This is a genomic window from Selenomonas sp. GACV-9, from assembly GCA_900116485.1.
Lineage (GTDB): Bacteria > Bacillota > Negativicutes > Selenomonadales > Selenomonadaceae > Selenomonas_A > Selenomonas_A ruminantium_G.
This window is the reverse complement of sequence record FPAX01000020.1, coordinates 1-26,751: the sequence shown is the minus strand read 5'-3', so window position 1 is coordinate 26,751 and position 26,751 is coordinate 1. Positions and strand designations below refer to the sequence as shown.

The 26,751-nt window shown below is 53.4% G+C and carries 24 protein-coding genes; 15 read left to right on the top strand and 9 right to left on the bottom strand.

The window, feature by feature from the left end; genetic code table 11:
• Positions 1 to 12: 12 nt before the first annotated feature.
• From BM322_RS11965 to BM322_RS11935, 7 genes are all read left to right on the top strand, one after another.
• Positions 13 to 768: an ABC transporter ATP-binding protein gene (locus BM322_RS11965; protein WP_075430783.1), complete on the top strand. Its 756-nt coding sequence runs from the start codon at positions 13 to 15 to the stop codon at positions 766 to 768.
• Positions 765 to 1,511 carry an ABC transporter permease gene (locus BM322_RS11960; RefSeq protein ID WP_075430781.1) on the top strand — a complete coding sequence of 249 codons (747 nt, stop codon included), beginning with the start codon at positions 765 to 767 and terminating at the stop codon, positions 1,509 to 1,511. Before BM322_RS11965 ends, BM322_RS11960 begins: the two co-directional genes overlap by 4 nt.
• A 9-nt stretch (positions 1,512 to 1,520) precedes the next feature.
• Complete coding sequence (locus BM322_RS11955) at positions 1,521 to 3,164, top strand: hypothetical protein (RefSeq protein WP_075430779.1); 1,644 nt, start codon at positions 1,521 to 1,523, stop codon at positions 3,162 to 3,164.
• Between the two features lie 178 nt (positions 3,165 to 3,342).
• A complete protein-coding gene (locus BM322_RS11950) occupies positions 3,343 to 5,229 on the top strand; it encodes a glutamine synthetase (RefSeq protein ID WP_075430777.1) in 1,887 nt (628 codons plus the stop codon).
• A 119-nt stretch (positions 5,230 to 5,348) separates the two neighbouring features.
• On the top strand, positions 5,349 to 6,812 hold the full coding sequence (locus BM322_RS11945) for a hypothetical protein (protein ID WP_075430775.1): 1,464 nt from the start codon (positions 5,349 to 5,351) through the stop codon (positions 6,810 to 6,812).
• 183 nt (positions 6,813 to 6,995) lie between these two features.
• Positions 6,996 to 7,454, top strand: coding sequence for a hypothetical protein (locus tag BM322_RS11940; protein ID WP_075430773.1), 459 nt, complete (start codon positions 6,996 to 6,998; stop codon positions 7,452 to 7,454).
• An 82-nt stretch (positions 7,455 to 7,536) separates the two neighbouring features.
• Positions 7,537 to 8,013: a hypothetical protein gene (locus BM322_RS11935; protein ID WP_075430771.1), complete on the top strand. Its 477-nt coding sequence runs from the start codon at positions 7,537 to 7,539 to the stop codon at positions 8,011 to 8,013.
• Between the two features lie 60 nt (positions 8,014 to 8,073).
• Here the strand turns inward: BM322_RS11935 and BM322_RS11930 are convergent, their stop codons facing one another.
• From BM322_RS11930 to BM322_RS11890, 8 genes are all read right to left on the bottom strand, one after another.
• On the bottom strand, positions 8,074 to 9,432 hold the full coding sequence (locus BM322_RS11930; RefSeq protein WP_075430768.1) for a PTS sugar transporter subunit IIC: 1,359 nt from the start codon (positions 9,430 to 9,432) through the stop codon (positions 8,074 to 8,076).
• A gap of 200 nt (positions 9,433 to 9,632) precedes the next feature.
• Entirely contained in the window at positions 9,633 to 11,069 is a 1,437-nt protein-coding gene (locus BM322_RS11925; RefSeq protein ID WP_075430766.1) for a 6-phospho-beta-glucosidase, read from the bottom strand.
• Positions 11,070 to 11,080: 11 nt separating this feature from the next.
• Positions 11,081 to 11,413 carry a PTS lactose/cellobiose transporter subunit IIA gene (locus BM322_RS11920; RefSeq protein WP_075430764.1) on the bottom strand — a complete coding sequence of 111 codons (333 nt, stop codon included), beginning with the start codon at positions 11,411 to 11,413 and terminating at the stop codon, positions 11,081 to 11,083.
• A 10-nt stretch (positions 11,414 to 11,423) separates the two neighbouring features.
• The gene (locus BM322_RS11915) at positions 11,424 to 11,723 is read right to left on the bottom strand and encodes a PTS sugar transporter subunit IIB (protein WP_075430762.1); all 300 of its coding nucleotides are present in this window, start codon (positions 11,721 to 11,723) and stop codon (positions 11,424 to 11,426) included.
• 43 nt (positions 11,724 to 11,766) lie between these two features.
• The gene (locus BM322_RS11910) at positions 11,767 to 13,137 is read right to left on the bottom strand and encodes a PTS sugar transporter subunit IIC (protein ID WP_075430760.1); all 1,371 of its coding nucleotides are present in this window, start codon (positions 13,135 to 13,137) and stop codon (positions 11,767 to 11,769) included.
• Between the two features lie 201 nt (positions 13,138 to 13,338).
• Positions 13,339 to 14,202: a MurR/RpiR family transcriptional regulator gene (locus BM322_RS11900; protein WP_075430756.1), complete on the bottom strand. Its 864-nt coding sequence runs from the start codon at positions 14,200 to 14,202 to the stop codon at positions 13,339 to 13,341.
• A gap of 34 nt (positions 14,203 to 14,236) precedes the next feature.
• Positions 14,237 to 14,434 (bottom strand): hypothetical protein, encoded by a 198-nt coding sequence (locus BM322_RS11895; RefSeq protein WP_075430754.1) that lies wholly within the window; start codon positions 14,432 to 14,434, stop codon positions 14,237 to 14,239.
• 28 nt (positions 14,435 to 14,462) lie between these two features.
• Entirely contained in the window at positions 14,463 to 14,723 is a 261-nt protein-coding gene (locus tag BM322_RS11890) for a hypothetical protein (protein ID WP_075430752.1), read from the bottom strand.
• Between the two features lie 214 nt (positions 14,724 to 14,937).
• Between BM322_RS11890 and BM322_RS11885 the strand changes: the two genes are divergently transcribed.
• The 5 genes from BM322_RS11885 (at position 14,938) to BM322_RS11865 (ending at position 20,031) form a co-directional block, all read left to right on the top strand.
• On the top strand, positions 14,938 to 15,249 hold the full coding sequence (locus BM322_RS11885) for a LysM peptidoglycan-binding domain-containing protein (RefSeq protein WP_177220886.1): 312 nt from the start codon (positions 14,938 to 14,940) through the stop codon (positions 15,247 to 15,249).
• A gap of 324 nt (positions 15,250 to 15,573) precedes the next feature.
• On the top strand, positions 15,574 to 17,493 hold the full coding sequence (thrS, locus tag BM322_RS11880) for a threonine--tRNA ligase (protein WP_075430750.1): 1,920 nt from the start codon (positions 15,574 to 15,576) through the stop codon (positions 17,491 to 17,493).
• A 147-nt stretch (positions 17,494 to 17,640) separates the two neighbouring features.
• The gene (locus BM322_RS11875; protein ID WP_075430748.1) at positions 17,641 to 17,958 is read left to right on the top strand and encodes a TIGR04076 family protein; all 318 of its coding nucleotides are present in this window, start codon (positions 17,641 to 17,643) and stop codon (positions 17,956 to 17,958) included.
• Positions 17,959 to 18,124: 166 nt separating this feature from the next.
• Positions 18,125 to 19,552 carry a helix-turn-helix domain-containing protein gene (locus tag BM322_RS11870; RefSeq protein ID WP_075430745.1) on the top strand — a complete coding sequence of 476 codons (1,428 nt, stop codon included), beginning with the start codon at positions 18,125 to 18,127 and terminating at the stop codon, positions 19,550 to 19,552.
• A gap of 14 nt (positions 19,553 to 19,566) precedes the next feature.
• Positions 19,567 to 20,031 (top strand): type I restriction endonuclease subunit R, EcoR124 family, encoded by a 465-nt coding sequence (locus BM322_RS11865; protein WP_075430743.1) that lies wholly within the window; start codon positions 19,567 to 19,569, stop codon positions 20,029 to 20,031.
• Between the two features lie 110 nt (positions 20,032 to 20,141).
• Here the strand turns inward: BM322_RS11865 and BM322_RS11860 are convergent, their stop codons facing one another.
• Positions 20,142 to 20,708, bottom strand: a complete 567-nt coding sequence (locus BM322_RS11860) for a zinc-ribbon domain-containing protein (RefSeq protein WP_075430741.1) — start codon at positions 20,706 to 20,708, stop codon at positions 20,142 to 20,144.
• 220 nt (positions 20,709 to 20,928) lie between these two features.
• Here BM322_RS11860 and BM322_RS11855 point away from each other — a divergent pair, with 220 nt between their 5' ends.
• The 3 genes from BM322_RS11855 (at position 20,929) to BM322_RS11845 (ending at position 26,423) form a co-directional block, all read left to right on the top strand.
• Positions 20,929 to 21,747: a zinc-ribbon domain-containing protein gene (locus BM322_RS11855; RefSeq protein ID WP_177220884.1), complete on the top strand. Its 819-nt coding sequence runs from the start codon at positions 20,929 to 20,931 to the stop codon at positions 21,745 to 21,747.
• Between the two features lie 137 nt (positions 21,748 to 21,884).
• Entirely contained in the window at positions 21,885 to 23,939 is a 2,055-nt protein-coding gene (locus BM322_RS11850; protein ID WP_082334477.1) for a methyl-accepting chemotaxis protein, read from the top strand.
• Positions 23,940 to 24,293: 354 nt separating this feature from the next.
• On the top strand, positions 24,294 to 26,423 hold the full coding sequence (locus BM322_RS11845) for a PTS transporter subunit IIABC (protein WP_075430735.1): 2,130 nt from the start codon (positions 24,294 to 24,296) through the stop codon (positions 26,421 to 26,423).
• The last annotated feature ends 328 nt before the right edge of the window (positions 26,424 to 26,751 follow it).

The following is a 26,751-nucleotide window of genomic DNA, read 5'->3' as shown; positions in this document are numbered from 1 at the left end:
TAAGAGAATAACATGATTGAAGTAGAGCATTTGACTGTCAGCTATCCCGCTGACGGAAGTGAACAGATTGCCCTGCATGATGTCAGCCTGACCGTCCCGCAAGGGACGGTTTGTGCCGTTATAGGGCCTTCGGGCTGCGGCAAGTCCACGCTGTTGAAGGTGGTGGCGGGGCTTATCCATGACTATCAGGGCACGGTGCGGATTGCTGGCAAGGACATCAATCCGCGGGCGATGAAGATTGGCTTTATGCCGCAGAACTACGGTCTGATGCCGTGGCAGACCGTGGCGGAAAACATCATGCTGGGCTGTCGCATCAAGGGGGAGGTCCCCGATGAGATGCAGGAGCGCATGGCGGAGCTATGCAAGCGGCTGGGCATTGCCGGGCTTGAGGAGCGCTATCCGCAGGAGCTCAGCGGCGGCCAGCAGCAGCGCGTCGGCCTTGCCCGGGCCTTTTTGCTGCGGCCTGATATCCTGCTGATGGATGAGCCCTTTTCGGCCCTCGATGCGATTACGCGCGAGGAGATGCAGGAGGTATTCCTTGACCTCTGGCAGGAAAACCATATCACGACAATCCTAGTGACTCATTATGTCGAGGAGGCCCTCTATCTGGGGCAGCAGATTGCGCTGATGGCTGCCCATCCGGGCACGGTGCAGGCCGTGCGCCTCAATGGTCTGGCCGGCAGCGTCGAAAAACGCCAGACGGCGGAGTTCTTTGCCGCAGGTCAGCAGCTGCGCGATAAGATCAAGGCGATGGAGGTGCGGCGATGAGAAATGGAAAAGTCGTATTGCGCGCCTACCTTGGCGGCGCCGTATTCCTGCTGGCCCTTTGGTGGGCGATTTCCCTGCTGGTGGAACTGCCAATCATACCGGCACCGGACAAGGTGTTGGTAAAGCTCAGTCACGTATTCATGCAGGCGATTGCCATTCATGGGGCTTACAGCCTTTGGCGCATCGCCGCAGGTCTCGTGCTGGCCGTAGGCATCGGCTACCCGATCGGGCTCATCATGGGGTATTTCCCGCGGGCCGACAGGCTGCTGGCGCCGCTGGTCTATCTGACCTATCCGATTCCAAAGATTGCTTTACTGCCCATACTGATGCTCTTAGCAGGCATCGGCGAGTGGTCAAAGATCCTCATGATTTTCCTGATCATCGTGTTTCAGGTCATCATCGCCGTGCGCGATGGCATCCGGGCTATCCCCGAGGAGACGTATTATCCGCTGTATTCGCTGGGCGCTTCCTTTGGCCAGCTTTTCCGTTATGTGATTTTCCCGGCGTCGCTGCCGAAGTTCATCACGGCCGTGCGCGTGGCGATGGCGACGGCAATCTCGGTACTGTTCTTCACGGAGACTTTTGGCACTCAGTATGGCATGGGCTACTATATCATGGATGCCTGGCTGCGGGTCAATTATCTGGAGATGTATGCCGGCATTGTCGTCCTGAGTTTCCTGGGACTGTTGTTGTTTGGCCTTATCGATCTGGTGGAGTATTTTGCCTGCCGCTGGCAGCAGTGAGGTGATGCAATGAAAAAGATTGGTTGTTTATTGCTCGCTTTCCTGCTCGCTGCTGGCATGACCATTGGCGTGCTCAAATGGGGCGGTAAGGATCTGACGGCATGGGGGAGGACAGGCGATGGCACGATTCATGTGCAGGCGGAAGGAAGGCCGGATGCAGCTATGCTACGTGATGTAGAAAAGGCTGCTGCGGCATTCAATGACCAGCTGCAGGCGGGCATGGGCGTGCGACTGACGCGCGATGTCGAGGTCTATGTGGCTGGCAGCGAGGCTGACTACCAGCAGGTGCTCGAACGGGAATTTGATTTGGAGCCTGCCGAGGCCAAGTCGATTGCTGACATTTCGGGGGGCTGGACGGGCGGCAAAAGGGCCGTTACGGCCATCAATGGCAAGGCTGGCGTCATGACGGGGCCAAGCGACCGCATCAGCACGACGGCTCACGAACTTTTCCATCAGGTACAGTATGAGCTCAGTGATGGCAATGATACCGATGAGAAGGCGCTGTTCTGGCTCGAAGAAGGTTCGGCTGACTATATCGGCGCGCGGATAGCGGAAAGTCTTGGCGGCAAGACGATGACGAAATGGATCCTTGACGTCAAGGTGGAGCTCATGCGGGCTCCAAAGACGGCAAGTCCCCAGGAGCTCCAGCACAATACGCTGCGCCAGCGCAAGGACCTCATGTGCAAGGATCTGCATACCTATCAGATGGCTGACCTTATGACATGGTATCTGTTGACCCGCTATGCCAAGGGCGAGGAAGAGATTAAGCTTGCGGACTATTTCCGCAAGCTGCGGGAGATTCATCAAGGGGAAAACGCCTTTGCCCAGACCTTTGGCATCGAGCTTGCTGACTTTTTGCAAGAGTTTTCCCAGTGGTGGGCGGCCGAGCAGCAGAAAACGGCTGCGCTGCACTTCGAGGCCCGCGAAGGCGTCGATAAGGGGCTGGTGGACTCCCTGCAGCGGCAGGCAGAAGCTGCCCAGGATCTCTTTGCCCGCCGTTTGGGACGGCAGCTGCGCGGCGAATATCAGCTCGTGCTCTCGCCTAGTCAGCAGGATATGGCGCAGGCCGTGGCGCTCTATTGTGATCTGCCTGCGGAAAAGGCGGCTGAAATAGCAGCTGCGAGCCTGTGGATTGAGAACGGCAGTACGATACTCATCAATGCGCAGCAGCTCGAGTCTGACAGGCAGCGCATCTTCACAATGGGGGCGCTGCTGATGCGCGTTATGCAGGGACAGCGCATGGGGGCGCCCGAGCGCAACATCGAGTGGCTCGTGCGCGGTGCCGGCTACATCATGGGCGTTGCGCGGCTCGGCGAGGCGGGACTCGGCACGCTGCCGCAGTACCAGCACGCCTGGATTGCGAGCCTGCGCGAGAAGGGCGTCATCCCGCAGCTGGCTCAGATGGAAACGCCAGATGGCTATCGGCAGGTCGCTGACAGCTTTACCGATGATACGGCCTCGGTGCTTACCGAATACGCGACAGCGGAGCTCGTGACCCGCTATGGCTGGAAGTCACTTTCCGACTGGCAGGAGGCCGTGCGCTCGACAGGCGATGGTCAGAAGGCCTTCCGGCAGGTGTTTGGCCTGAATCTCGTGGACTTTGAAGCTGCCGTCCAAGGCAAGGTGCAGCGCCAGGTCAAGAGCCATCGCTGAGGTTGATGTATACAAAATTTGTACCTTTACAAACAAATCGGGCTGTGTTAATATAACACCTGTAAACAAAATAACTTATGGCAACGAAGCCATGCAGGATAGGAGTCCGCGAGCCGCCCGGCTCGGGTATATTCTGTATGGCTTTTTCTGTATGTCTAAATGAAAAGGATGGTATACGATGGAAGATTTACTCTATGTAATCCCGGCAAACTCCAGCAAAGAAGAAGTGCTTGATCTCGTCAAGTCGCATCCGGAAATCAAATTCGTTTCGCTCGTTGGCGTCGATATGGCCGGCAACGATACGGATGAAAAGATCCCGGTCCGCATTTTCCTCAAGGATATCGATGATTTCTATGCCGGCACGGCTGTACAGACCGATGGTTCTTCCGTCGTACTCACGGGTATCGCTACGCTGAACAACGCCAAAGTCGATATGCCGATCGATCCGTCCGTCAACTGGTTCGTTGACTACAACATGGAATACTACGATGACGAAACGGGCAAGCCGGTCGGCACGCTGCGCATCCCGTCCTTCCTCGTGCATGAGGGCAAACGCGTTGACTCCCGCGCCGTCCTCGCTGACTCGATGGAATTCGTCAAGAATGAGCTCTTGAAGCTCTTCAAAGAGAATCCGAAGATGTCCGGTCTTGAGAGCATCGATGGTAACGATGTCGTCGATATCTCCTTCACGTCGGCTACGGAGCTCGAGTTCTGGGTCAAGACGCCGCTCGAGGAAGCTGCTATCGAGGAGATGTCCGCTTCCCAGGTCATGCAGGAGCAGTATTGGGAGCGTACCCATGGTGCTGTCCGCACGGCCATGGAGAACTGCCTGCTGGAGCTGGATAAATATGGCTTCAACGTTGAGATGGGGCATAAAGAGGTCGGCGGCCTCAAGGCACAGATTGACGAGAACGGTCATATGACCCATGTCTGTGAGCAGCTCGAGATTGACTGGCGCTTTGCCGATGCCCTGCAGGCTGCCGACAACGAGATCTTCGTCCGCACGGTGGTCAAGGAAGTATTCCGCTCCATGGGCCTCGAGGTCAGCTTCAAGGCAAAACCGATGATTGGCCTGGCTGGTAACGGCGAGCATACGCACATCGGCATGGCTGCCATCACGAAAGACGGCAAGCTCCACAACCTGTTCACGGCGGACGATCAGCTCAAAGACTTCATGAGCTCGGTGGGCTATGGTGCCATCATGGGCCTGCTCAAGAACTATGAGAGCATCAACCCGTTCGTTTCGGCTACGAATGACTCGCTGAACCGCCTCAAACCGGGCTTCGAGGCTCCGGTCTGCATCGTCACGTCGCTGGGCCACAAACCGGATCAGCCGTCCCGTAACCGTACGATCCTCGCCGGCCTTATCCGCGACCTCGGCAATCCGTATGCTACGCGTTTCGAGCTGCGTGCCTGCAACCCGTACACGAATACGTATCTCGTTCTTGCGGCCATCTACTCGGCTTGCCTCGACGGCATCAAGGTCGCTGTCAAACACACGACGGCAGAGCTTCTGGCTGAGCTTTCCAAGGAAGCTGGCGAGGAAGGCTTCTACCTCGAGAAAGACCGCGCGTATCGTTCGGAGAAGGATGTATTCGAAGACTATACCGAAGAAGAGCGTGACCGCCTGTTTGGTGCTCCGCCGGCTACGGTTTGGGAGAACATGCAGAACTTCGAGAACTATCCGGAGAAGAAAGCTGTCATTACGAGCGGCGGTGCTTTGAACGACCAGATCATCAATGCATTCCGCGATGGTGCGCTGATTCGCTGGAAGACGGAGCTCATCGCCCGCATCATTCCGGAGAACCGCGACATTGTCCGCAAGGCCCGCGAAATCAAATCCGATTTCGTTACGGATCAGGATTCCTACAACTGGAACAAAATCAACGGCATTCGCACCTATCTGGCAAAAGACAGCATCGACGAGAAATCGCTGTTCACGCTGCTCATCAATGCCCTCAACGAAGGCGATTACGCCACGGCATCGGGCCTGCAGGTCGAGATGTATGACAAAATCGAAGAGCTCAAAGCACTCTACGATTCCTATTCCAAGAACATGATTTGATAGGTTCCTATCGGTAAGACGAGACCATCCTTTGTGGGTGGTCTCGTTTTTTCTTAACTTTTTTACGAAATATTCGATATATTGGGGAGAGGGGAAGATGCGCCAAGGAGGATGATCGCATGATGATTGGCACCAAAGAGGCGGCTAGTGCGGGCTTTATCGACTACCAGCTAAGTGCCGCCAATAAGGCAGAAAATCAGAGCAAGGCGGCAGATACGGCGTCTTTACTGACGGCACCGGCTTATCAGGTAGATATCGCCGCCAATTTGCTGGAAGGCATATCGACGCGTGTACAGGGAGGGAAGGTCTGGCTCGAGCCAGCCAATGGTGCCTACGCGCCCTATACGCCCTATGGAAAGGGCTGGACGCGGGACGATGAGCTGACAGCACTGGAGCGCGGCATTGCCTATTATCAGCAGTGCAATGAAAGGTACTATTCACAGGGCAGTCCTTATGACCCCGAGGCGGATAAAAAGCGGCTGGAGCAGATCGTTTCAGAGATTCCGATGGGCGAATTTTCGCAGGTGCCGGCGACTTATAAGGAGTTAGGTTTGCCGGCAATCGAGCAGGATTTTGCCATAGCGGACAAGCCGCCAGCAACGGCTGCGGCTACGTCTGCCGAGGTTCTTGATACATCGGCAAGCCTCTATACGCCAGTAACGGAAATCGCTACGAAGCATTACCGCTGGACCGAAGCGACGGGCATCGAGGAAACCTTGACGCAGGAGCAGGAGATCGCAAACGGGAAGTCCGTAGTCCGTCAGTGGATGCAGGGATATATCACCGACACCGTCGGCGAGATACTAAAACCTCATGCGACTTATGAAGAAGCCTATGCGGCGCTTTATGGGGATGCGGTATCGGCACCCGTAGTGACCTTCAACGAAGAGACGTTTTGCTATGATATGCGGATGAAAAATACGCAGGGGGGTGCCCTTGGCGTATTGGCCACGCAGCTGAACCGGTTTTTGGAGGATTACGGCAAGGATGACTCGTTCTATGATACGCTAGCCAGTGCCTTGAATGAACTCGACCCGCAAGGGGAGAATGATATCGTCAATCAGATTCGTAAGATGATAAATCAGGTAAAGGGCGGCAGTCCCATTGACACCGAGAGCGAATCCTTCCAAGAAGAAGTGCAGGATGCCATCGCTAAGACCTTTGGCGGTTCGGTACAAACTGCCAAAGCCAAGCAGAAGCAAAAGCAGGACTACAAGCAGGAAGAAGCGCAGGGACTTGACTATCTTGCTATGCAGCGCCGCCAGGCTGAGGAGGAAGGACAGCTGTTGGATGCTCTGCTGGGCAAGGAGAACGATAAGCAGGCGGAGTCCGCCGGGGATGTATTGCGCGGCCGCAAGCCAGCGGGCAAGGATATGGAGTTCACGGATAAGCTCCGGCGCGTAGACGAGCGCGAGGCACCACGCCAGCCCTTTGTGTTTATCACCGATGAGGAAGATAAGGGGCCAGGCCTGCCGGTTGAAGAAATCCAGCAGCAGGAACAGATGCATACTGCCTGGCAGAAAATCAGCAAGCGTTTGGCTGAGAGATTTGCCGCCGAAAGGCAGGAACGGCAGCAACGATAATAAGCGAACGAAAGCCGCTATCGAGAGATCACTCGATGGCGGCTTTTTGATGGGGGAGATTTAATGGTATTTTAAAGCTGGTATAAATTTCTTTGAAAACCAGTCCGTTATCATTGAGTGGAAACGCAAGAGGAAAAAGAAGAATAGGTTCAGAAGATTGATAGGAGCAAGGAGGATGCAGTGATGGATGTAGGACAGGTTTATCAGAAATTGGTTGAGAGTATGGATCATGTAGCAGACGAGCTTACGGAAAGAGGCAATAAAGGCCTCATCCGGACCCTTGGCTACTACAATGGTGACGATGGCACAGGGGTTGATTGGGCCATGAATGGACGTACCTGTGAGTTTGGCTATGATTATGAAGGTTCGTCATTATATGCGGTCAAAGCCTGGGTGGGCAGCAATGGGGTAATCACTGTGTATGGTTACGATTTCGATGCCATGGCCCCAGCCATAGAAAAGAAGATAAACTTGGAGAGCATCACCAAGGCGGAAGGCTTTGCGGCTTTGCTGGATGAAGAATTGGACAGCAAGGCGGTGTTTGATGCGCGGTTCCGGCTGGATTCGTTTGTGGTGCCAGATGATGTCGTCGCAGCCTTCCATTCCGCCATGACAGAGGAGTGGGATGACGAGGAGGAATGAGTGGCAGTGCTTGTGGGATTTGACGCTGGCGCGGTTCTTTGTATATGATAGAGGGGAATAAGGCAGAGATGGGGGAATCGCTATGAAAGATGAGCAGTATATACAGGCCCTATATGAAGAGGCAGTGGAACAGGCCGCAGACTTTGCGGCCTACGATGAGCAGCGGGCGGAGATTGCGGCGCTGCACCGCCACTATGCGGTACAGCTGGGGAATATCCTCGAGATTGCGCCGGCGGAAACGGAGGAACAGATTGCCGTGCTGACGAGGAAGCTGGCGGCAGTGAACGTGGCCCAGTCCATGGAACCGCAAGCCCGCTTGCAGCGCGAGGTGGACCGTATCCTTGACGGATCGGTGCGTTTCTCCGAGGAGGAATACCGTCACTTGATCGGGTGCCTAGGCGAGTTTGAGGAATTGATGGACTTGCCGCTCTACGATATCCTGCAGAATACCGCCTGGCAAATCTTGCAGGCACTGCATCCGCAGCTTGAGAGCTATGAACTGGAAGGGCTGCTGATGGAGGATGTCCAGCAGATTTTGAAAAAGCAGTCATTGGGCTGAGAACGAGAATACGCCTGACCGGTCAATAGACCAGTCAGGCGTATTCTTATGGGGAAGGCATCAGAGCTGCGTCTGCGGGACGCCCTCTGCTTCGTCGTTGTTTTTGTGGGGCTGTTTTGCTGCATCGGCGGCCTGCTCTTCTTTGAGCATGACGTTATCCTGCATGCGGACGAACGGATAGTAGACGATGGTGGACATCACGATCGTTGCAAGCTGCACCACAGCGCCCTGCCAGCCGTTCAAGAGGAAGCCGGCGATGATGGGCGGGGCGGTCCAGGGAACTTGTACGGCACTGAAGGGAGCCATGAACCCGACGACAATCGAGGCGTAGGTCATGACGAGGGCAATCAGCGGGACGAGCACGAAGGGAATCAAAAGGTACGGATTGAAGACAATCGGCAGACCGAAGATAATCGGCTCGTTGATGTTGAAGAACCCAGGAACCGTGGCCAGTTTCGTCAGCGATTTGAGCTGTGAGGATTTGGCCGAGAGCCAGCTGGCAATCAGCAGGCCAAAGGTCAGGCCGCAGCCGCCAGTCTTGACCATGAAGTCGACCTGGCAGGTGATGATCTTGGCATCGGGGTTGCCCGCCAGCTGCATGCCCATGTCCAGAAGATGCTGGTTATCGAGCGAGTTGGCAATGAGAATTGGGCTTACGACGCCGCCAACGACGTTCGGGCCATGGATGCCGGCCCAGAACAGGATGCTTTCGAGCGCTTCGATGATCGATCCGCCGATCAGTGTGTCCGAAAGGCCCTGCAGCGGCGTCTGGATGATTTTGAAGATGAGTTCGGGCAGCGTCGTTGCGCCGAGGTAGTGGCAGAGACCGTAGAGGATGGAGGCGCCGGTGAAGAGCGCCATGCCCGGCGTCAGCGCCTCAAAGGCTTTGGCTACGCCGCTGGGGACAGCGTCCGGCATCTTGATGCCGATATGGTTCTTCTCGCAGTAGCAGAAAATCCAGGAAGCGGCAAAGCTCACGAGAATCGCCGTGATGACGCCGTTGCTGCCTGCCCAGGCTTTCGGGATGATGTCGCCGACGGTCTCGCCAGCTTTCGTAGTCAGCGACGGGGGCAGCAGGATCAGGAAGGTCGAGAGCGAGAGGATGGAGGCCATGATAGCATCGCAGCCTTCGGATTCCACGTATTTATAGGTGACGGCAAGTACGACAACCAAGGCAAGTACGCTGAAGGTGCCACCGGCCACGGCATTGAGCGGAGCCGTCCAGTCGGGGCCGAACAGGCTGGCCATGAATTCCGGATAGCCAGGGATTGGCAGGTTGGCGAGCAGCAAGAATACCGAGCCGCAGACCGTAAACGGTGTCGTCATGATAAAGCCGTCACGCAGGGCCGCTACGGCACGGATTTCGGCGAAGCGTCCCATGAAGTCAACGAATTTATCAAAGAGTTCTTGTTTTGTCATTTCGTTTCCCTCTTTCGCTAGTTGTTGATTGGGGTATAAGTGCGAACTGTGCTGTCTTAAGACAATATAACTATAGCATATTCTTTCATTTATGAACAATTCCCTTATGCTGGATTGATACAATGCTTTAGATAGAACAATAAAAAATGCGAAACAACTGTAACATTGTTTCGCATTTTTTATTATTAAAGGGTATTGTATCAGTCGTTTGTAAGGTCTTCGCCATTGGTGGCGATGACTTTCTTGTACCAGTAGAAGGACTTCTTGCGGGAGCGCTTGAGCGTGCCGTTGCCTTCATTGTCTTTATCGACATAGATGAAGCCGTAGCGTTTCTCCATCTCGCCGGTACCAGCCGAGACGAGGTCGATCGGGCCCCAAGGGCAGTAGCCCCAGAGGTCGACACCGTCTTCGTCGATGGCTTTCTTCATTTCGCGGATATGGGCCTGGAAGTAGGCGATGCGGGCATCGTCTTGGATCTCGCCGTTCTTGTCCGGTTCTTCATGCAGGCCGATGCCGTTTTCGACAATCATCAGCGGCAGGTCGTAGCGTTCCTGCAGCAGGTTCAGCATATAGCGCAGGCCAATCGGGTCAATCGGCCAGCCCCAGTCGGATTTCTTGAGATAGGGGTTTTCCACGCCCGTGGCAAATCCGCCCTGCAGCTCCTTAAAGCGGCTCTTGTCGCCGGAAGTAGCCGAGCTCATGTAGTAGCTGAAGGCGAAGTAGTCGACTTTGCCCTGCTCGAGGATGTCCAGGTCGCCTTCCTCTATCTGCACCTTGTAGCCATTGTTCTCCCAGAACTTGAGGATGTAGGACGGATAGCGGCCGCGGGCCTGTACATCGCCGAAGAAATAGCTCTTGTCCATTTCCTTGAGGGCTGCAATCTGGTCCTCAGGGCGGCAGGTCTCCGGATAGGTCGGACCCATGGCGAGCATGCAGCCAATCTTGAATTCCGGATTGATCTTGTGTCCCTCGATGACGGCTTTGGCCGAAGCCAGGAACTCGTGGTGAGCGACCTGGAACAGCGTCTGGTACTTGTCCTCATCCTCGCCATAGAGGATGCCGGAGTTCGTGAAGGCCGTGAACGGTACGTTCACCTCGCGCTGGTTGTTGATTTCGTTGAAGGTCATCCAGAATTTGACCTTGTCTTTATAGCGTTTGAAGCAGGTGACGGCAAAGCGGACGAACATGTCGACGAGCTTGCGGTTGCGCCAGCCGCCGTATTCCGTGACAAGATGGTAGGGCATCTCGAAGTGGGAGAGGGTGACGACCGGCTCCATGCCGTTCTTGTGCATCTCGTCGAAGAGGTCATCGTAGAACTTCAGGCCGGCTTCGTTTGGCTCCAGCTCATCACCATTCGGGAAGATGCGCGTCCAGGCAATGCTGGTGCGGAAGCATTTGAAGCCCATCTCGCCGAGCATGGCGAGATCTTCTTTGTAGGTGTGGTAGAAATCGATGCCCTCATGGTTCGGATAATTCTTGCCCGGCACGACACCATCGGTGATCTCGCGCGGCACACCATGACGGCCTGCGGTCATGACATCGGCAACGCTTACGCCTTTGCCACCTTCCTGCCAGCCGCCTTCAAGCTGATGGGCAGCGACCGCGCCGCCCCATAAGAAACCTTTTGGAAAACCCATAGTATATTACCTCACTTGATTTTTTCTTCTAATGCTTCGATGCGCTTGTAGGCATCGATGAATTCGAGGGCAATCGTCTTGAAAGCCTCGGCGCTCATCAGCTGATCCTCAGCATGGAGAATCAAGAGCGAGAGCGTGCTGCCAGGGCCGCCCTGGGCCTCCTGGGTAAGCAGGCCCGCATGGGCGTCGTGGCCTTCGACGAACATCTCGTCGCCTTCCTTGATGAGCTTTTCGGCAGCGTCAAAATGGCCCTGTTTCGCTTCCTGAATGGCCTCGATGTAAGAACTGCGGGCCGTGCCGACTGAGGAGATAATCTGGAATGCGGTGAGTTCAAGTCCTTCCATTGTGCTCACCTCACGCCATCAAGCCCTGAGCGAATTTGAGCACGCCGGCGCCATCCATGCGGCCGTACATGCGCATGTCGATGGCATCGACCGGGATACCCGGGCACTGCTCGGCAATCTTGTTCTTCTGGAAACGGACCTGGGGGCCAAGCAGGATGACATCGGCATCGGCAGCCTTGGTCGTAGCCTCGGACGTCGGGTAAGCAGCAATCTCACATTCATAGGATTCGGCCGCAGCGGCTTCCTGCATTTTTTTGACGAGCATGCTCGTGGACATACCAGCGGCGCAAAGCAGAATAATCTTTTTCATGATGAATCTTCCTTTCAAAAAACGTGTAGAACTATTGGTATATTTAATGCTGAATCTGAGGATGACCCTCGGGTTCGGTATTGCCGGAGTGAGCATCCGTCTGAGCTTCGGACTGATCCATATCCTGCTCTTCTTTGAGCATGGCTCTGTCCTGGGCACGGACGAACGGGAAGTAGACGGCCGTAGCCATCGTGATGATGATGATCTGGACCACAGCACCCTGCCAGCCATTAAGGAGCAGGCCAGCGATGATGGGCGGCGTCGTCCAGGGAACCTGTACGGCACTGAACGGATTCATGAAGCCGATGGCAATCGATACATAGGAGATGACGAGAGCCAGCAGCGGCACGAGAACGAACGGAACGAGCAGATACGGATTGAAGACGATCGGCAGACCGAAGATAATCGGCTCGTTGATGTTGAAGATGCCCGGTACCGTAGCGAGTTTCGTGATGGACTTCATCTGCTGGGATTTCGCGGACAGCCAGCTGGCAATCAAGAGACCAAAGGTCAGGCCGCAGCCGCCGGATTTGATGAAGACATCGTTGATCTGGCAGGTGATGATTTTTGCATCCGGGTTGCCAGCAAGCTGCATACCCATGTCGAGGATATGCTGGTTGTCCAGCGAGTTGGCGATGAGAATCGGGTTGACTACGCCACCAACGACGTTCGGACCATGGATACCAGCCCAGAACAGGATGCTCTGCAGAGCCGCGATGATTGATCCACCAATCAGCGTATCGGAAAGTCCCTGCAAAGGCGTCTGGACAATCTTGAAGATGAGTTCCGGGAACGTCGTAGCACCGACGAAGTGGCAGAGGCCGTAGATGACCGAGCCGCAGGTGAAGAGGATCATGCCCGGCGTCAGTGCCTCAAAGGCTTTGGCTACGCCGCCTGGTACCGCATCCGGCATCTTGATGCCGATGTGATTCTTCTCGCAGTAGCAGAAGACCCAGGAGACGAGGAAGCTGATGATGATGGCGGTGATGACGCCATTGCTGCCAGCCCAGGCTTTCGGGATGATGTCACCGACCGTTTCGCCGCCCTTGGTGACAAGCGTCGGCGGCAGGACAATCAGGAAGGTCGAGAGTGCGAGGATGGAGGCCATGATGGCATCGCAGCCTTCGCCTTCTACGTATTTGTAAGTGATAGCCAGTACAGCGATAAGTGCGAGGATGCTGAACGTTGCACCCGATACAGCGTTGAGTGGTGCTGTCCACTCGGGACCAAACATGCCGGCCATGAATTCGGCATAACCAGGAATCGGCAGATTGGCAAGCAGCAGGAATACCGAGCCGCAAATCGTAAACGGCGTTGTCATGATGAAGCCATCGCGAAGAGCTGCCACCGCACGAATCTCGGCGAAGCGTCCCATGAAGTCGATGAACTTGTCGAAGAGTTCTTGTTTTGTCATGTTAAATTCCCCTCTTTTAACCTTAGTAAACAATAAAACTGATTCAACCGTGTATTTTTTTGTTTGCCTTAAGACATTTCTTACTATAAAGGATGTTTGTATTGTTTTCAATAGGTTTGGGCCATTGCGGGGCGCTGTTTTAGAGAAAGCAATAAAAAAGGCGAAACGTCTGAAACAACGTTTCGCCATAAGATTTTGATGTTACCAGATGCGGTTGTTTTCGTCGATATGGCCGATGTAGTTCTCGAAATCCTGGTAGAACTTCTCGGCCTCGTCGAAATTCCGCGAGAGGATGATGCCGAACAGCACGTCCATGTAGTAGCGCACGCCGACGCTGAAGATGCTGCCGCCGAAGTCGAGATAGTCGACGGTGTTAGCGACGTAGAGGAACTCGTCGCAGAGATGGGCAAGCGTCGTATCGCGGGACACGGAGAACAGCACCGTGCGGATGCCGCGCTCCTTGAGCACGCGCGCCGCGCGGATGAGCCGCTTGTTGACGCCGGAACGGCTGATGATGATGGCCAGATGGGACTTGTCGCAGTTGAGGGCTGCGGCAATCTGGCTGTTCATGGCGTTGTGGGCGACGGCATTGCATTTGACCTGCAGCAGGTTGTAGACGGAGGTCTGGGCCAGCTGATAGTTCTGGTCGTAGGCGTAGAAGTCAACAGCCGAGGCGTCCATCATCCATTGGGCGATGCGCGTCACCTGCTCGAGATCCATCTCATTCTTGGTCTCCTCGATGGCCTCGACCTGCAGCTCCGCCATGATGCGGACGATGTCAGCCGGCTGGCTCTTGTCAGTGACGGGCCGGTGGATGATGCGGTCCTTGCGCGGCGTCACGCGGTTGATCTCGCTGGTGAACTTGATCTTGAATTCGTTGTAGCCCTTGAGGCCGAGCTTCTGGCAGAGCCGGAATACGGCTGCCGGGCTCGTGTAGGTTTTCTCCGCCAGCTCCCGCGTGGTCATCGCGGCGATTTCGGCGGGGTGGGCGAGCATGTACTGGACGATGTTCTGCTCAGTGGATGAAAAGCGTTCGTTTTCATGCAGCGCTTTGAGTAGCTTCATGACAGACGCTCCTTTCAGCTGGATTCACGTGTGATTACTGGACCAGGCGGCTCGACAGATTCGTGAGTGCCACCATGAGGGCGAAGACGGCTGCGCCGCCAGCAAGATAGAGCAGGCAGTAGCCGTACTTCTTCTCGGCACCATAGCCCTTGACGTTCTCCCAGACGATGTTGAGGGTGAGCAGGGCAAAGAAGAAGCAGGCGGCCTGCACGAGATAATGGATGATCTGCATAGAAAAAACTCCTGACTGATGGTTTGTTTCAGTAAATATGATAGACCTTCCACGGAATCTGATCGACGCGGATGGTCTTGAGGAAATCAACGATGTCCTTACGGCCATAATAATGCGGATTGCCGCTGCTATCCTGGCTCATGAGGATGATCGGCATGTTCGGAAAGAACTGCGAGAGCTCCTGCCGTGTCTTGATGAGGCGCGTCGTGTACATGGTCACGGACTGCTTGACAGCGATGACGGCAAAGGTCACGCCCTGTTCGATGATGACAGCGCCATGGATATTCATGGAGAGACTCCTTTCTGACAGGTCAGATCTGACTGGTCAATCTTCTGTCTTTATTGTAGCAAAGGGGGAACATAGCGACAAGAGAAAAAATGTTCGCAAAAAGTATTGCAGGAATGAATGTTCTATGCTAGAATAAGAACAAAGTTTTGGAGAAGACATGTTTGAGGAAAATGTGTTTTGGAATAATATGTTCGATAATGGAGGCGTGAGCATCATGAAGTGCATGAAGAAAAGACTCTTTCAGCTGGCTATCGTCCTGGTGGCCGCAGCGGCGTTTATGCCGTTTCATCTGACGAACGATTACCTGCGCAGCAGCGATTTCGATACGGTGACCATCAAGCAGAACGACAGCGTCTGGTCGCTGGCCGCGCGTTATACGACCAATGAGAAACGGGCCGCCGAGCTGCGGCAGGCCATCATCGAAGTGAATGGCCTGGCACCGGACGGCAGCGGACTGCGTCTCGGCCAGCAGTTGCAGGTGCCTGTGCTGGGGCGAAGCGAAAGTCCGCAGATGGCGGAAAAATAATCGGCAAATCCCTTGACAGGAGCGGGGAAGGCTCCTATAATAGGGAACATCGAATATCAAAGCAAAGACGAAGACACGACGGCAGAAGGGCGTCTCTAAGAGAAGGATGTATTTGGTGCGAGCATCCCGGGATAGCAGCTGTGGCCACCACTTCGGAGCTGTTTGGCTGAAGCCTTCGGGTGTGTAGGCGAGACCGGAGACTTTTCCGTTATCAAAGACTGAGTGGCTTTCCGATTGGCAGGAGAGCAATTTGGGTGGAACCACGATGCGACAGCTTCGTCCCTATCTAGGGGCGGAGCTTTTTTATTTTAAGGAGGTTTTTTCATGTTAAAGATTACGCTCAAAGACGGCGCAGTCCGCGAGGTCGAGGAAGGCAAGAGCATTCTCGAGTTCGTCAAAGAAGTAAGCAACAGCCTGGCTAAGAAAGTCCTGGCTGCGAAAGTAGATGGTGAGACGAAAGACCTCACGACGGTCCTGACGAAGGACTGCCAGGTAGATTTCCTGACGTTTGAAGAGGCCGATGGCCGCTGGGCACTGCGCCATACGGCATCCCATATCCTTGCACAGGCCGTAAAACGCCTCTATAAAGACCAGAACGTCAAGCTGGCCATTGGACCGGCTATCGACAATGGCTTCTACTACGATATCGATATGGACAAGCAGCTCGGCGAGGCTGATCTCAAGGATATCGAAAAAGAAATGAAGAAAATCGTCAAAGAGAACCTCAAACTCGAGCGTAAAGAAGTCAGCCGTGCCGATGCCCTCAAGATGTTCGAGGAGATGGGCGAGAGCTACAAGGTCGAGCTCATCAACGACCTGCCGGAAGATGCACTGATTACGCTCTACACGCAGGGCGAGTTCACGGATCTTTGCGCCGGCCCGCACGTTGTATCGACGGGCAAGGTCAAGGCACTGAAGCTTCAGAGCGTTGCTGGTGCTTACTGGCGCGGCAGCGAGAAGAACAAGATGCTCCAGCGCATCTATGGTACGGCTTTCGAGAAACAGGCTGACCTGGATGAATACCTGCACATGCTCGAAGAAGCAGCCAAACGCGACCACCGCAAGCTGGGCAAGGAGCTCGACCTCTTCAGCCTGCATGAGGAAGGCCCGGGGTTCCCGTTCTTCCATCCGAATGGCATGGTTGTCCGCAACGAGCTCATCAACTACTGGCGCGAAGTCCATCGCCGCTATGGCTACCAGGAAATCAAGACGCCGATGATCATGAACCGCAAGCTCTGGGAGACTTCCGGCCACTGGGATCATTACAAAGAGAACATGTACTTCACGCAGATTGACGGTGAGGACTATGCGGTAAAACCGATGAACTGCCCGGGTGGCATGCTGGTCTACAAATCCCACCAGCACAGCTACCGTGACCTGCCGCTGCGCCTCGGCGAGCTCGGTATCGTTCACCGCCATGAGCTCTCGGGTGCGCTGCACGGCCTGTTCCGCGTCCGCAACTTCACGCAGGACGATGCGCATCTCTTCATCACGCCGAACCAGATCGAGGAGGAAATCCAGCATACGATTGACCTGTTCGATGAGGTTTACAGCACGTTCGGACTTACTTATACGGCTGAGCTTTCCACGCGTCCGGAAGATTCCATGGGATCTGACGAAATCTGGGAGAGTGCAACGGAAGCCCTGCGCAACGCCCTCGAGCATCGTGGCCTCAAGTACATCGTCAACGAAGGCGATGGCGCTTTCTACGGCCCGAAAATCGACTTCCATCTGCGGGACTCCATCGGTCGTACGTGGCAGTGCGGCACGATCCAGCTCGACATGCTGATGCCGGAGAAATTCGACCTCACGTATGTGGGCGAGGACGGCGAGAAACATCGTCCGGTCATGCTGCATCGCGTTGTCTATGGCTCCATCGAGCGCTTCATCGGCATCCTCATCGAGAACTATGCCGGTGCCTTCCCGACGTGGCTCGCTCCGGTACAGGTCCGCATCCTGCCGATCACGGAGAAACATGCGGACTACGCTTACGAGCTCAAGAAGAAAATGTTTGACCTCGGCCTGCGCGTAGAGGTCGACGACCGCAATGAGAAGGTCGGCTACAAGATCCGCGAGAGCCAGGTCAAGAAAACGCCGTACACGCTGGTGGTCGGTGATCAGGAAGTTGCCGACAAGACGGCAGCTGTCCGCAAACGCGGCGTACAGGAAAGCACGACGATGAAGATTGACGACTTCATTGCCTATGTACAGGAAAAAATCGCCAGCAAAAGCGAAGAATTTTAATTGATTCGGTAAGAGCATGACCGGTCAGATTGACAGTTATTGACATGTCAATTTGACCGGTCATTTTTGTGCGGGAAAACTTCGTTGTTGCGATTGATAAGGGCTGTGGTAGAATTAACGTAGAGAAAGCGAAACGGAGGGATTGGCATGAAGAAGGTAAGGATAACGATAGTACGGAAAGCCTGTTATCACGATTTGATTGAGCAATATGAAAATCCCATCGAGCACGCCTGTGATATGGAGGAAGGTGATGTGTATATCGCCAATGGCTGGCAGCGGCCGGAGGGCATGTGCGAAAGCGCTTGGGAATCCATGTCTCCCTTTGTCATGGGGCTGGCCCATGGTGCGGAGAACTTTTACGATGGCTGGATGAAAAATCCCCGTTCGGCTATGATTTCCTGCAACGACGGCTTCCGCCCCGTGAGTTTCCTGCTGGAAACCATGGACGAAGAGGCTGAGCCATGACATCGTCAGAGCATGGATGGTGTAAAATTGCGTGAAAATATGATAAAATAATAAATGCTGGGAAACCAGTCGAAAGACAGAAAGTCGGCCATACCCATGTGGCCGGCTCTTTGTATGCTTGAATTACCTGTATTGTGATAAATGGATAGAATAAAGGACAGGTTTTATGAATATCATAGATTTAATCGGAGAAGCAACGGAATATGATAAAAAGCAATCTTTGGAAGTGAAGAAGCCAAAAAGCTGGTTGAAAAGCATCAGTGCATTTGCCAATACCTTTGGCGGCAAGCTGATTTTTGGCATTTGTGATGATGATACGATAGTGGGGCTGGAAAATGCCAGGGCAGATGCGGAAATAATCAGTGAGATAATCAAGAACCGCATGAATCCAATCCCAAAATTCAAATTATCGTTTGAAGCGGTGGATGGTAAAGAACTGATAATCGTTGAAGTCATGACCGGTGATGAGACGCCATACTATTATTCTGGTGAAGGGCAGTTGGTGGCCTTTGTGCGTCTGGGAAACGAAAGCGTACCAGCAAATCCCATGCAACTGCGTGAGCTGGTAATCCGAGGAAGCGGGCAGAGCTATGACAGCCTGCCGTCGCGGTTCAAGTTTGAGGATATGGCCTTTACGAAACTGCGCTCTGTCTACAAGCAAAGAACAGGGAAATCCTTTGAAGAGACGGATTTTGAATCCTTTGGCTTGGTTGATTACAATGGCAAACTGACTAATACTGGCGCTTTGCTGGCTGATGAATCACCCGTAAGGCATTCGCGGGTATTCTGTACCAGATGGAATGGATTATCCAAAGCATCTGGTTTGATGGATGCTATCGATGATGAGGAGTATTCAGGTGGACTGATTTCCCTTTATCAAGATGCGCTGAGTTTTATCATGCGCCATAACAGGAAAGCATGGCGGAAAACACCTACTCATAGGATTGAATATCCGGACTATCCTAAGCGTGCTGTGATGGAGGGCTTGGTCAATGCCTTGATTCACCGCGACTATCTGATAGTCGGCAGTGAAGTCCATATTGATATCTTTGATGACCGTTTGGAGATTTATTCTCCCGGTGGAATGGTGGATGGCTCGTCGTTGGAGGGGCGCGACCTGCGGCATATATCGTCCCAGCGCAGGAATCCAGTGCTGGCAGACGTCTTCAGCAGACTGCAACTTATGGAACGCAGAGGCAGTGGGTTCAAGAAGATACTGGAAGATTACGATTTCCAAGAGCACACGACAGCAGAACTGATGCCGAAATTCATGGCAGAACATAGGGATTTTTTGCTGACGTTGTATAATTTGAATTACGGTGAGGGCAAAGACGTGCCCCGTACTGAAGATGAAAGTTCGGAGAAGTTCGGAGAAAGTTCGGAGGAGTTCGGAGAAAACTCGTTGAACGAAACGCAAAAAGCCATATTAAGGTTGATAAAAGAGAATAAAAGCGTTTCGGCCTCGATGATGGCTGAATGCCTAAATATTACGCAAAGGGCGGTGGAAAAGAACATTAGAAGCTTGCGAGAGCAGAAAATTCTTGTTAGGTGTGGTGCTGCTCGTGGGGGGTATTGGGAGATTAAGGGGAACTAAAACTAAGTACCAGCGTGACCATCGACTATCGCTATATCCTTTCACTGATTCAGAGCTACATGCCCGAGGAGGATGTCCTCATCGCTGCGCCTATCGAGGATGAAGCCATCGACAACCATATTACTAAACTTCGTGAGACGAATCCGGCATTGGCCGATGTCATTGGCGGATTCTGGGAGGATATGAAGCAAGACCCGATAAAGTACAAGGGGCTTGATGCGCGGACGGTGATCGAGACGCGCATTGAGGAAATCGTCGCCAACCAAATCAACGATTTCACGAAAGAATGGTGTGCCCGAAAAAAAGACGTACTGGCTATCTTGGATACTTTCAGGAAAGGCGACAAGGTTTCGTTCGTCACCGACTATGATGCCTATAAGCAAAAGCATGAGGGTGTCAGCAAACTGAAATACAACCGCAACGCCAAAGAGGCTGTGATCGAGCTCATAGAGAAAATCCGGCCGTTGCGGGAAAAGTGAATGCAAAATGAGGATAATCGCTGATGCGATTATCCTCATTTTTTATTTGCAGTTTTTTTCGCGTCGCACTTGGACGTCCCCTTTGCCGCTAAACGCTTGCGGTCAAAGATTCAATGGAAGCGGCCCAGGACAATGATGAGGAGGAAGACCAGGACTCCGAAAAGATAGGCGGCGCCAAAGAAATATGAGAAGAAATGACGATGACCGGTCAATTTTTCCCGACGATATAAATAAATTGGCGGGCAGAGGAATATTGCAAGATAATACCATTTGGATAGCGGAAATCCTGCGCGTTCCAAGTAGTTTTTATCAATGCAAAGCAGGGAGAAAGAGAAGAGCGAGATGTAGGGCGGCATAGGTGGCAGATGCAGGGGATTCTGCACGATGCCGTAGAGGAAGGGGAGAAACAAGGCCAGCCGGCAGAGGTTCCAGCCTTTTTGCAGAAGCGCTAAATCCTCAGGCGCAGGGGGGAAAATCATGTTTGCCGGACCGGACGCAGCGCCACTGGCGGCGTAGTTCATGTTCATAGGGGGAACTGCAGCAGTGGCAAATTCTGGTGCCTTTTGGTCAGTCGTATTTGGATTGGCTGCTGGTCCTGGACTGTTTACAGGCGTGCCGCAGCTTGAACAGAACTTTGAATCATTTTCCAATGGATTACCACATTTCATGCAAAACATAAAAATTCCTCACTTTAAATAATATTTTGCTAAGCTATCCAATATATATAGATAGTTTATACAATTATTCCTTATACATACTACGCAGGGATTGTTTGCTAAGCGTTAATCTTCGATTAGATATCCGTTAAATCGTGCAAATTTTAATGAAATTATATTTTTTACGTGCTATGGTGTCTAACGGAAAAATTCTTATGAAAGATGGATGGAGGATACGATTATGTTTTGTAAAAATTGTAACACGCAGCTGCCGGATAATGCGACGTTCTGCAAAAATTGTGGCGCACGTCTGACACAGGAATCGGCAGGGCCCGCGAAACCGCAGACGGTTATCCAGCCGCCGGAGCCACCGATGGGACATACGGCTTCGCAGATGAACAGGCAGGGGGGCTATTATCCACAGCAGCCGCAACGAGCTTCAACGCTGAAGATTGTAGGCTTGACGTTGGCGGCGGTAGTGGCAGTTGGTGGTGTTTTCTTTGCCGTCTCGGGCTCAGATGCAAAGGATAAGCCGTCTACGGAGGTAAGCGAGCCGGCAGCACCGGGCGGGAGCAACACGAAGCAGGATAAAAACCAGCCGTCACAGGCACAGCCCCAGCAGACCCAGCAGCCGGCGGCAGCGGCAGGGACGTTAGCAATTAAGGAGAAAAATTTAAAAGTAAGTCTAAAAGAAACCGGTCAGCAATTGCTGACGATAGCCGATGCACAGATTTCTTTTGATGCATCTGGCCGTCCGCAATTGTGCTTCTTGTACCAAAATGATACTGGCAAGCAGGTGAAGAGCCTCGATCTGCTGGTCAGAGCTGTTGGCCCGAATGGTGAGTTTATGAAAAGCCCTGTAACGGGAGATACGGTTCAGGCTGTGGAACTGAACCGTGTCCTGGCACCGGGCGCAGCTACGAGCGCTAGTGACGTTATTCCTTTGACGGATCTGCCACAGGCTGGCAAATATCAGGTCGTAATCAGCTGCATCAATTATGCGGATTCTAGTTATCTGATGTTTGACTACGACTATCGCCCGACGCTTGTTCTCGAGTGATGAATAAATCCGGTCATTGCGGGATAAGTGATATTCGGCGGTAAAAGTAAATTTATGCAGGAAAATCAAGTCCTCCGTAGAATCCAGTAAGGGAAAGGATGTGATTGTTCAATGGAACAAGGGAGGACGAGGAGATCATGAGGAAACCAGAAGGCAGTATCAAGACACTGTTTATAACATGTATTGTCGTTATTACGGGTGTCTTGCTAGCGATACAGACATTCATAAATGTATCGCAATTCCAAAAAGGTATGGAAGCGCAAGTCAAAGCTACGCTGGAACAGCAGGGGCAGGGGATTGCTGCCAAGCTCGATCAGCGCTTGCTGCAGATTGAGCAGAAGGGCGAAGGCCTTTCCCGTGCGGTAAGCAATATGGCAAGCTATGACAATACGGTCTTGCTCGCGACCGCCAAGAGCTTTATCGAATCGGATAAGCTGGTACTCGGCAGCGGCTATTGGTTTGAGCCGAACGCTTATCAGGAGGGAATGGAATTCTACGGTCCTTATCAGATGCGCAAGGGCAGCCAGATCGAGCTGACGATGGAGTACAGCACGGCCAGCTATAATTATTTTTCTTATCCTTGGTACAAAGAGGCTCTGGCTAATCCTGGCAAGGTTTTCTGGGATGGACCCTATCATGATGATACCTCCGGGACGAATATGCTGACCAGCAGCTGCGGTTTTACCAAGAATGGAAAAGCCGCCGGCGTCATCACGATGGATGTAGGTATCGATGAGCTGGAAAACTATGTACAGAGCATCAAAGTAGGCGAACATGGCTATGCTTTCCTGCTCAGCAAGGACGGTTACTATCTTGGCCATAAGGATAACGACAAGAACATGAAGGTCAAGATGAGTGAAGAGTCCAATCCGTCGGTGGCAGCGCTGGGCAAGCAGGCTGCTGGTATCCAGGAACTGACGCTGGTAGAAAGCGATGCGTTGGGCGAGGACAGCTATCTGATGATGGTGCCGCTTGCTATCGACAATATGAATCTGGTTCTTGTCGCACCGAAATCTGATTATACGGGCCCGATTACGCAGGCGAAATACACGAGCATCGTCATGGCCCTTATCGTCATGCTGATACTCTGCGTCGTGCTCATCGGTATTTTCAACCGCCGGGTAGGCAACCCCATCGGACACTTGATGGAGGAGGCCGGGCAGATTGCCGATGGCAACCTGACTGGTCATGTCAATGTCGCAGCCAATGACGAAATGGGCGCTCTGGGCGGCTCGCTCAACCATATGATCGAGAACCTGCGCAAGGTCATCCGCCATGTAACCGATATGTCCCAGCAGGTGGCTGCGGCCAGCGAACAGCTTACGGCAAGTGCTGACCAGTCGGCACAGGCTTCGCATATGGTCGCAGACAGCGTCGTCAATATCGCCGAAGGCGCCAGCGAGCAGGCGGTAGAGGCTGGCAATATCCAGGCTACGGCGGAAGATGTCACGGCACATGCCAAAGAGCTGGTCAGTGATACCAAGATCGTGCTGGATAATGCAGTGGCTGCCAAGGCGAAGATTACCGATGGGCGCCAGTCCATTCAGGAGGCAGTAAGGCAGATGAATAATATCACTGCCAGCACGGACAGTATTCAGCAGTCCATTGAAAAACTCGACAAGAGTTCCCAGCAGATTGCCGACATCGTGCAGATGATTACCGGTATTGCCGAGCAGACGAATCTTCTGGCACTCAATGCTGCTATCGAGGCAGCCCGGGCTGGCGAAGCCGGACGCGGGTTTGCCGTAGTGGCGGATGAGGTCCGCAAACTGGCGGAGAGTTCCAATCAGTCTTCGCAGCAGATTGCACAGCTCGTACAGGCCAATATGCAGGATATGAAGTCGGCGGTTGAGGCCAGTGCCAGTGGGGCGCAGAGCGTGCAGGAAGGCATCAGTACCGTACAGTCTGCCGATGGCGCGTTCCAGGAAATCGTTGCGGTTATCGATCAGCTGACGGATAAGATCCAGACCATCGCCAAGGGCATTGAGCAGATGGCAGAAGAGAACGAAACGATGCTGCAGGCCAGCAACAATATTGCGGCGACCAGCGGCAAGAATTCCGATGAAGCCCAGTCTGTATCGGCGGCAGGCGAGGAGCAGAGTGCTTCCATGCACGAGATTTCCGATGCAGCCCGCAGTCTGGCTCAGCTGGCTGGCGATTTGCAGGCCGAGATGGAGAAGTTTAGATTATAATCCTTAAAAACGAAAACAGTGCAGTTCCGAGGAGCCCCTCGGAGCTGCGCTGTTTTTTGTTTTTTTGTCAAAAGAGGAAAACAACTGTCTTTGGAAATCTGGTATCGGTCACGCAAATGGTTGGCTGAATGATAAAAATATGATAATAAACTGATGATTTTGTAACAATGTTCCATTTTTTGCTTCGAAAGACATTTTTTTTGACGTGAGTCTTGAAGTATTTTGGTCGGCTATGTTATAATAACCGCGGTAAATATTTTATGGTGTGTCCGGTAATAAGCATTTATCTGCTATGGTACTCGGGTTAAATAGCAGGTAAATGCTTTTTTTATTGGACGAGAGAGGATGTGTCTAATGAAAGACGAAATTTTCAGCGTGCTGCAGCGCGTTGGCCGCAGTTTCATGCTGCCAGTTGCAGTTCTGCCGATTGCAGGTCTCTTGTTAGGCCTTGGTGCGTCGTTTACGAATCCGACGACCATCAAGACCTATGGACTGGAAGCCATCTTTGGGGATGGAACCGTGCTCCATTCCCTGCTGACGGTTATGAGCGCTGCCGGCGGTACGATCTTTGGCAACTTGCCAATCATCTTTGCCGTTGGTGTAGCCATTGGTATGGCAAAGGCCGAGAAAGAAGTTGCGGCACTGGCTGCTATGATTTCTTTCTTCGTCATGCATGTTTCCTGTAATGCCATGCTCCAGCTGACGGGCAAGATCCTGGCTGATGGCTCGATTGCACCGGGCGTGCTTGAGGGTACGATAGCATCGAGCTGCGGCATCATGTCCCTGCAGATGGGCGTTTTCGGTGGTATCATCGTTGGTATCGGCGTTTCGATCCTGCACAATCGCTATCATAAAATTGTTCTTCCGGATGCGCTGTCCTTCTTCGGTGGCTCGCGTTTCATTCCGATTATTTCGACGGTGGTCTTCCTGTTCGTTGGTATTGCGATGACGTTTGTTTGGCCGGTGGTCCAGGACCTCATCTTCGGTCTGGGCAATGTCGTTACGGGCACGGGCTACATCGGTACGCTGATTTTCGGTATCGTAAAACGTGCACTGATTCCGTTTGGTTTGCACCATGTCTTCTATCTGCCGTTCTGGCAGACGGGCGTTGGCGGCAGCATGATGATCGATGGCCAGCTCGTACAGGGTGGTCAGAACATCTTCTTCGCGCAGCTGGCTTCGCCGAATGTCGCACACTTCAGTGCTGACGCTACGCGTTATTTCTCGGGTGAGTTCATCTTCATGATCTTCGGTCTGCCGGGTGCTGCTCTTGCTATGTACCGCTGCGCGCGTCCGGAGAAGAAAAAGGTCGCTGGCGGCCTGCTGCTTTCCGCAGCCCTTACCTCGATGCTCACGGGTATCACGGAGCCGATTGAGTTCTCGTTCCTGTTCGTTGCCCCGATGCTCTTCGGTGTTCAGGTCATCCTGGCTGGCGCAGCTTACATGATTGCGCACATGCTCAACATCGCCGTTGGTCTTACTTTCTCCGGCGGTCTTCTTGACCTCTTTATCTTCGGTATCCTGCAGGGCAATGACAAGACGAGCTGGATGCTCATCATTCCGGTTGGTATCGTTTATTTCTTCCTGTATTACTTTGCGTTCTCGTTCCTCATCAAGAAGTTCAACTTCAAGACGCCGGGCCGCGAGGATGATGATGAAGAGACGAAGCTCTATACGAAAGCTGACGTCAAGGCCCGCAAAGAGGGCGCTGCTGGTGCTGCTGGCGATGAGCTCAGCCCGGTTATCGCACGCGCGCTGGGCAGTAAGCGCAACATCACGTCGGTGGACTGCTGCGCAACGCGTCTGCGCTGCTCGGTAGCAGATTCGGAGCTCGTTGATCAGAAACTCCTGAAGGCTACGGGCGCTTCGGGCGTTATCGTCAAAGGTACGGGCGTCCAGGTCATCTATGGACCGAAAGTTGCGGTCATCAAATCGAACCTCGAAGAGTATCTGGCTACGGCTCCGGATGTTGAGCCGGAGGCTGATGCTCCGGCAGTAGAGGAGCAGGCAGAAACTACGGCTGAGGATCCGGCAGCAGCTCATGGTGAGCATGAGTTCTATGCTCCGGTAGCTGGTACGGCACATGCCATCACCGAGGCTCCGGATGCTGCTTTTGCTGGCAAGATGATGGGCGATGGTTTCTTCATTGCTCCGGCTGATGGCAATGTCGTTGCTCCGTGCGATGCCGAGGTCATGTTCGTATTCGATACGAAGCATGCGATTGGCATGAAGGCAGCTGACGGTACGGAGTTCCTCATCCACTTCGGCGTTGACACCGTCAAACTCGGTGGCCAGGGCTTTGAGGTCTTCGTCGAGCAGGGCCAGCAGGTCAAGAAGGGCGACAAGCTCATGCAGGTCGACCTCGACTATGTCAAGGCGAATGCTCCGTCGGATGTCTGCCTCGTAATCTTCACGGGCGGTCAGGCTGTCCATATGGAAAAATCTTATGGCGTCAAGGCATTGGATGCAGTAGCTTCCTATTGATTTGAACGATTAGAATAAAACATCCGGCTGCGATGCGGCCGGATGTTTTTTCTTTGCAAATTGCAGTTTGTCTGTTAATACGAGATTACAATAAGCTTGATACAGCTCAGCTTGGGTGAGGGTGGGGGCACTTTTTCTCCGCTCCGCTAAATGACCCGCGCTGGTGTATAAGTACGTATTTAGTTACATGCGCCGGGCAGGCCGGCGGCGCGCCAATACATCTTGACGTTCTAGCAATTGTCTGCCGCGTGCCATCCCTCACTGCGTTTGGGCAATCGCTCCGTCTACGAAGAAAGTGTCCCCACCCTCGCCCTCCGTTATGTTGGGA

Coding starts and splice junctions, on each gene's coding strand:
- BM322_RS11965 (WP_075430783.1), top strand. CDS start 13: ATGATTGAAGTAGAGCATTTGACTGTCAGCTATCCCGCTGACGGAAGT.
- BM322_RS11960 (WP_075430781.1), top strand. CDS start 765: ATGAGAAATGGAAAAGTCGTATTGCGCGCCTACCTTGGCGGCGCCGTA.
- BM322_RS11955 (WP_075430779.1), top strand. CDS start 1,521: ATGAAAAAGATTGGTTGTTTATTGCTCGCTTTCCTGCTCGCTGCTGGC.
- BM322_RS11950 (WP_075430777.1), top strand. CDS start 3,343: ATGGAAGATTTACTCTATGTAATCCCGGCAAACTCCAGCAAAGAAGAA.
- BM322_RS11945 (WP_075430775.1), top strand. CDS start 5,349: ATGATGATTGGCACCAAAGAGGCGGCTAGTGCGGGCTTTATCGACTAC.
- BM322_RS11940 (WP_075430773.1), top strand. CDS start 6,996: ATGGATGTAGGACAGGTTTATCAGAAATTGGTTGAGAGTATGGATCAT.
- BM322_RS11935 (WP_075430771.1), top strand. CDS start 7,537: ATGAAAGATGAGCAGTATATACAGGCCCTATATGAAGAGGCAGTGGAA.
- BM322_RS11930 (WP_075430768.1), bottom strand. CDS start 9,432: ATGACAAAACAAGAACTCTTTGATAAATTCGTTGACTTCATGGGACGC.
- BM322_RS11925 (WP_075430766.1), bottom strand. CDS start 11,069: ATGGGTTTTCCAAAAGGTTTCTTATGGGGCGGCGCGGTCGCTGCCCAT.
- BM322_RS11920 (WP_075430764.1), bottom strand. CDS start 11,413: ATGGAAGGACTTGAACTCACCGCATTCCAGATTATCTCCTCAGTCGGC.
- BM322_RS11915 (WP_075430762.1), bottom strand. CDS start 11,723: ATGAAAAAGATTATTCTGCTTTGCGCCGCTGGTATGTCCACGAGCATG.
- BM322_RS11910 (WP_075430760.1), bottom strand. CDS start 13,137: ATGACAAAACAAGAACTCTTCGACAAGTTCATCGACTTCATGGGACGC.
- BM322_RS11900 (WP_075430756.1), bottom strand. CDS start 14,202: ATGAAGCTACTCAAAGCGCTGCATGAAAACGAACGCTTTTCATCCACT.
- BM322_RS11895 (WP_075430754.1), bottom strand. CDS start 14,434: ATGCAGATCATCCATTATCTCGTGCAGGCCGCCTGCTTCTTCTTTGCC.
- BM322_RS11890 (WP_075430752.1), bottom strand. CDS start 14,723: ATGAATATCCATGGCGCTGTCATCATCGAACAGGGCGTGACCTTTGCC.
- BM322_RS11885 (WP_177220886.1), top strand. CDS start 14,938: ATGAAGTGCATGAAGAAAAGACTCTTTCAGCTGGCTATCGTCCTGGTG.
- thrS (WP_075430750.1), top strand. CDS start 15,574: ATGTTAAAGATTACGCTCAAAGACGGCGCAGTCCGCGAGGTCGAGGAA.
- BM322_RS11875 (WP_075430748.1), top strand. CDS start 17,641: ATGAAGAAGGTAAGGATAACGATAGTACGGAAAGCCTGTTATCACGAT.
- BM322_RS11870 (WP_075430745.1), top strand. CDS start 18,125: ATGAATATCATAGATTTAATCGGAGAAGCAACGGAATATGATAAAAAG.
- BM322_RS11860 (WP_075430741.1), bottom strand. CDS start 20,708: ATGTTTTGCATGAAATGTGGTAATCCATTGGAAAATGATTCAAAGTTC.
- BM322_RS11855 (WP_177220884.1), top strand. CDS start 20,929: ATGTTTTGTAAAAATTGTAACACGCAGCTGCCGGATAATGCGACGTTC.
- BM322_RS11850 (WP_082334477.1), top strand. CDS start 21,885: ATGAGGAAACCAGAAGGCAGTATCAAGACACTGTTTATAACATGTATT.
- BM322_RS11845 (WP_075430735.1), top strand. CDS start 24,294: ATGAAAGACGAAATTTTCAGCGTGCTGCAGCGCGTTGGCCGCAGTTTC.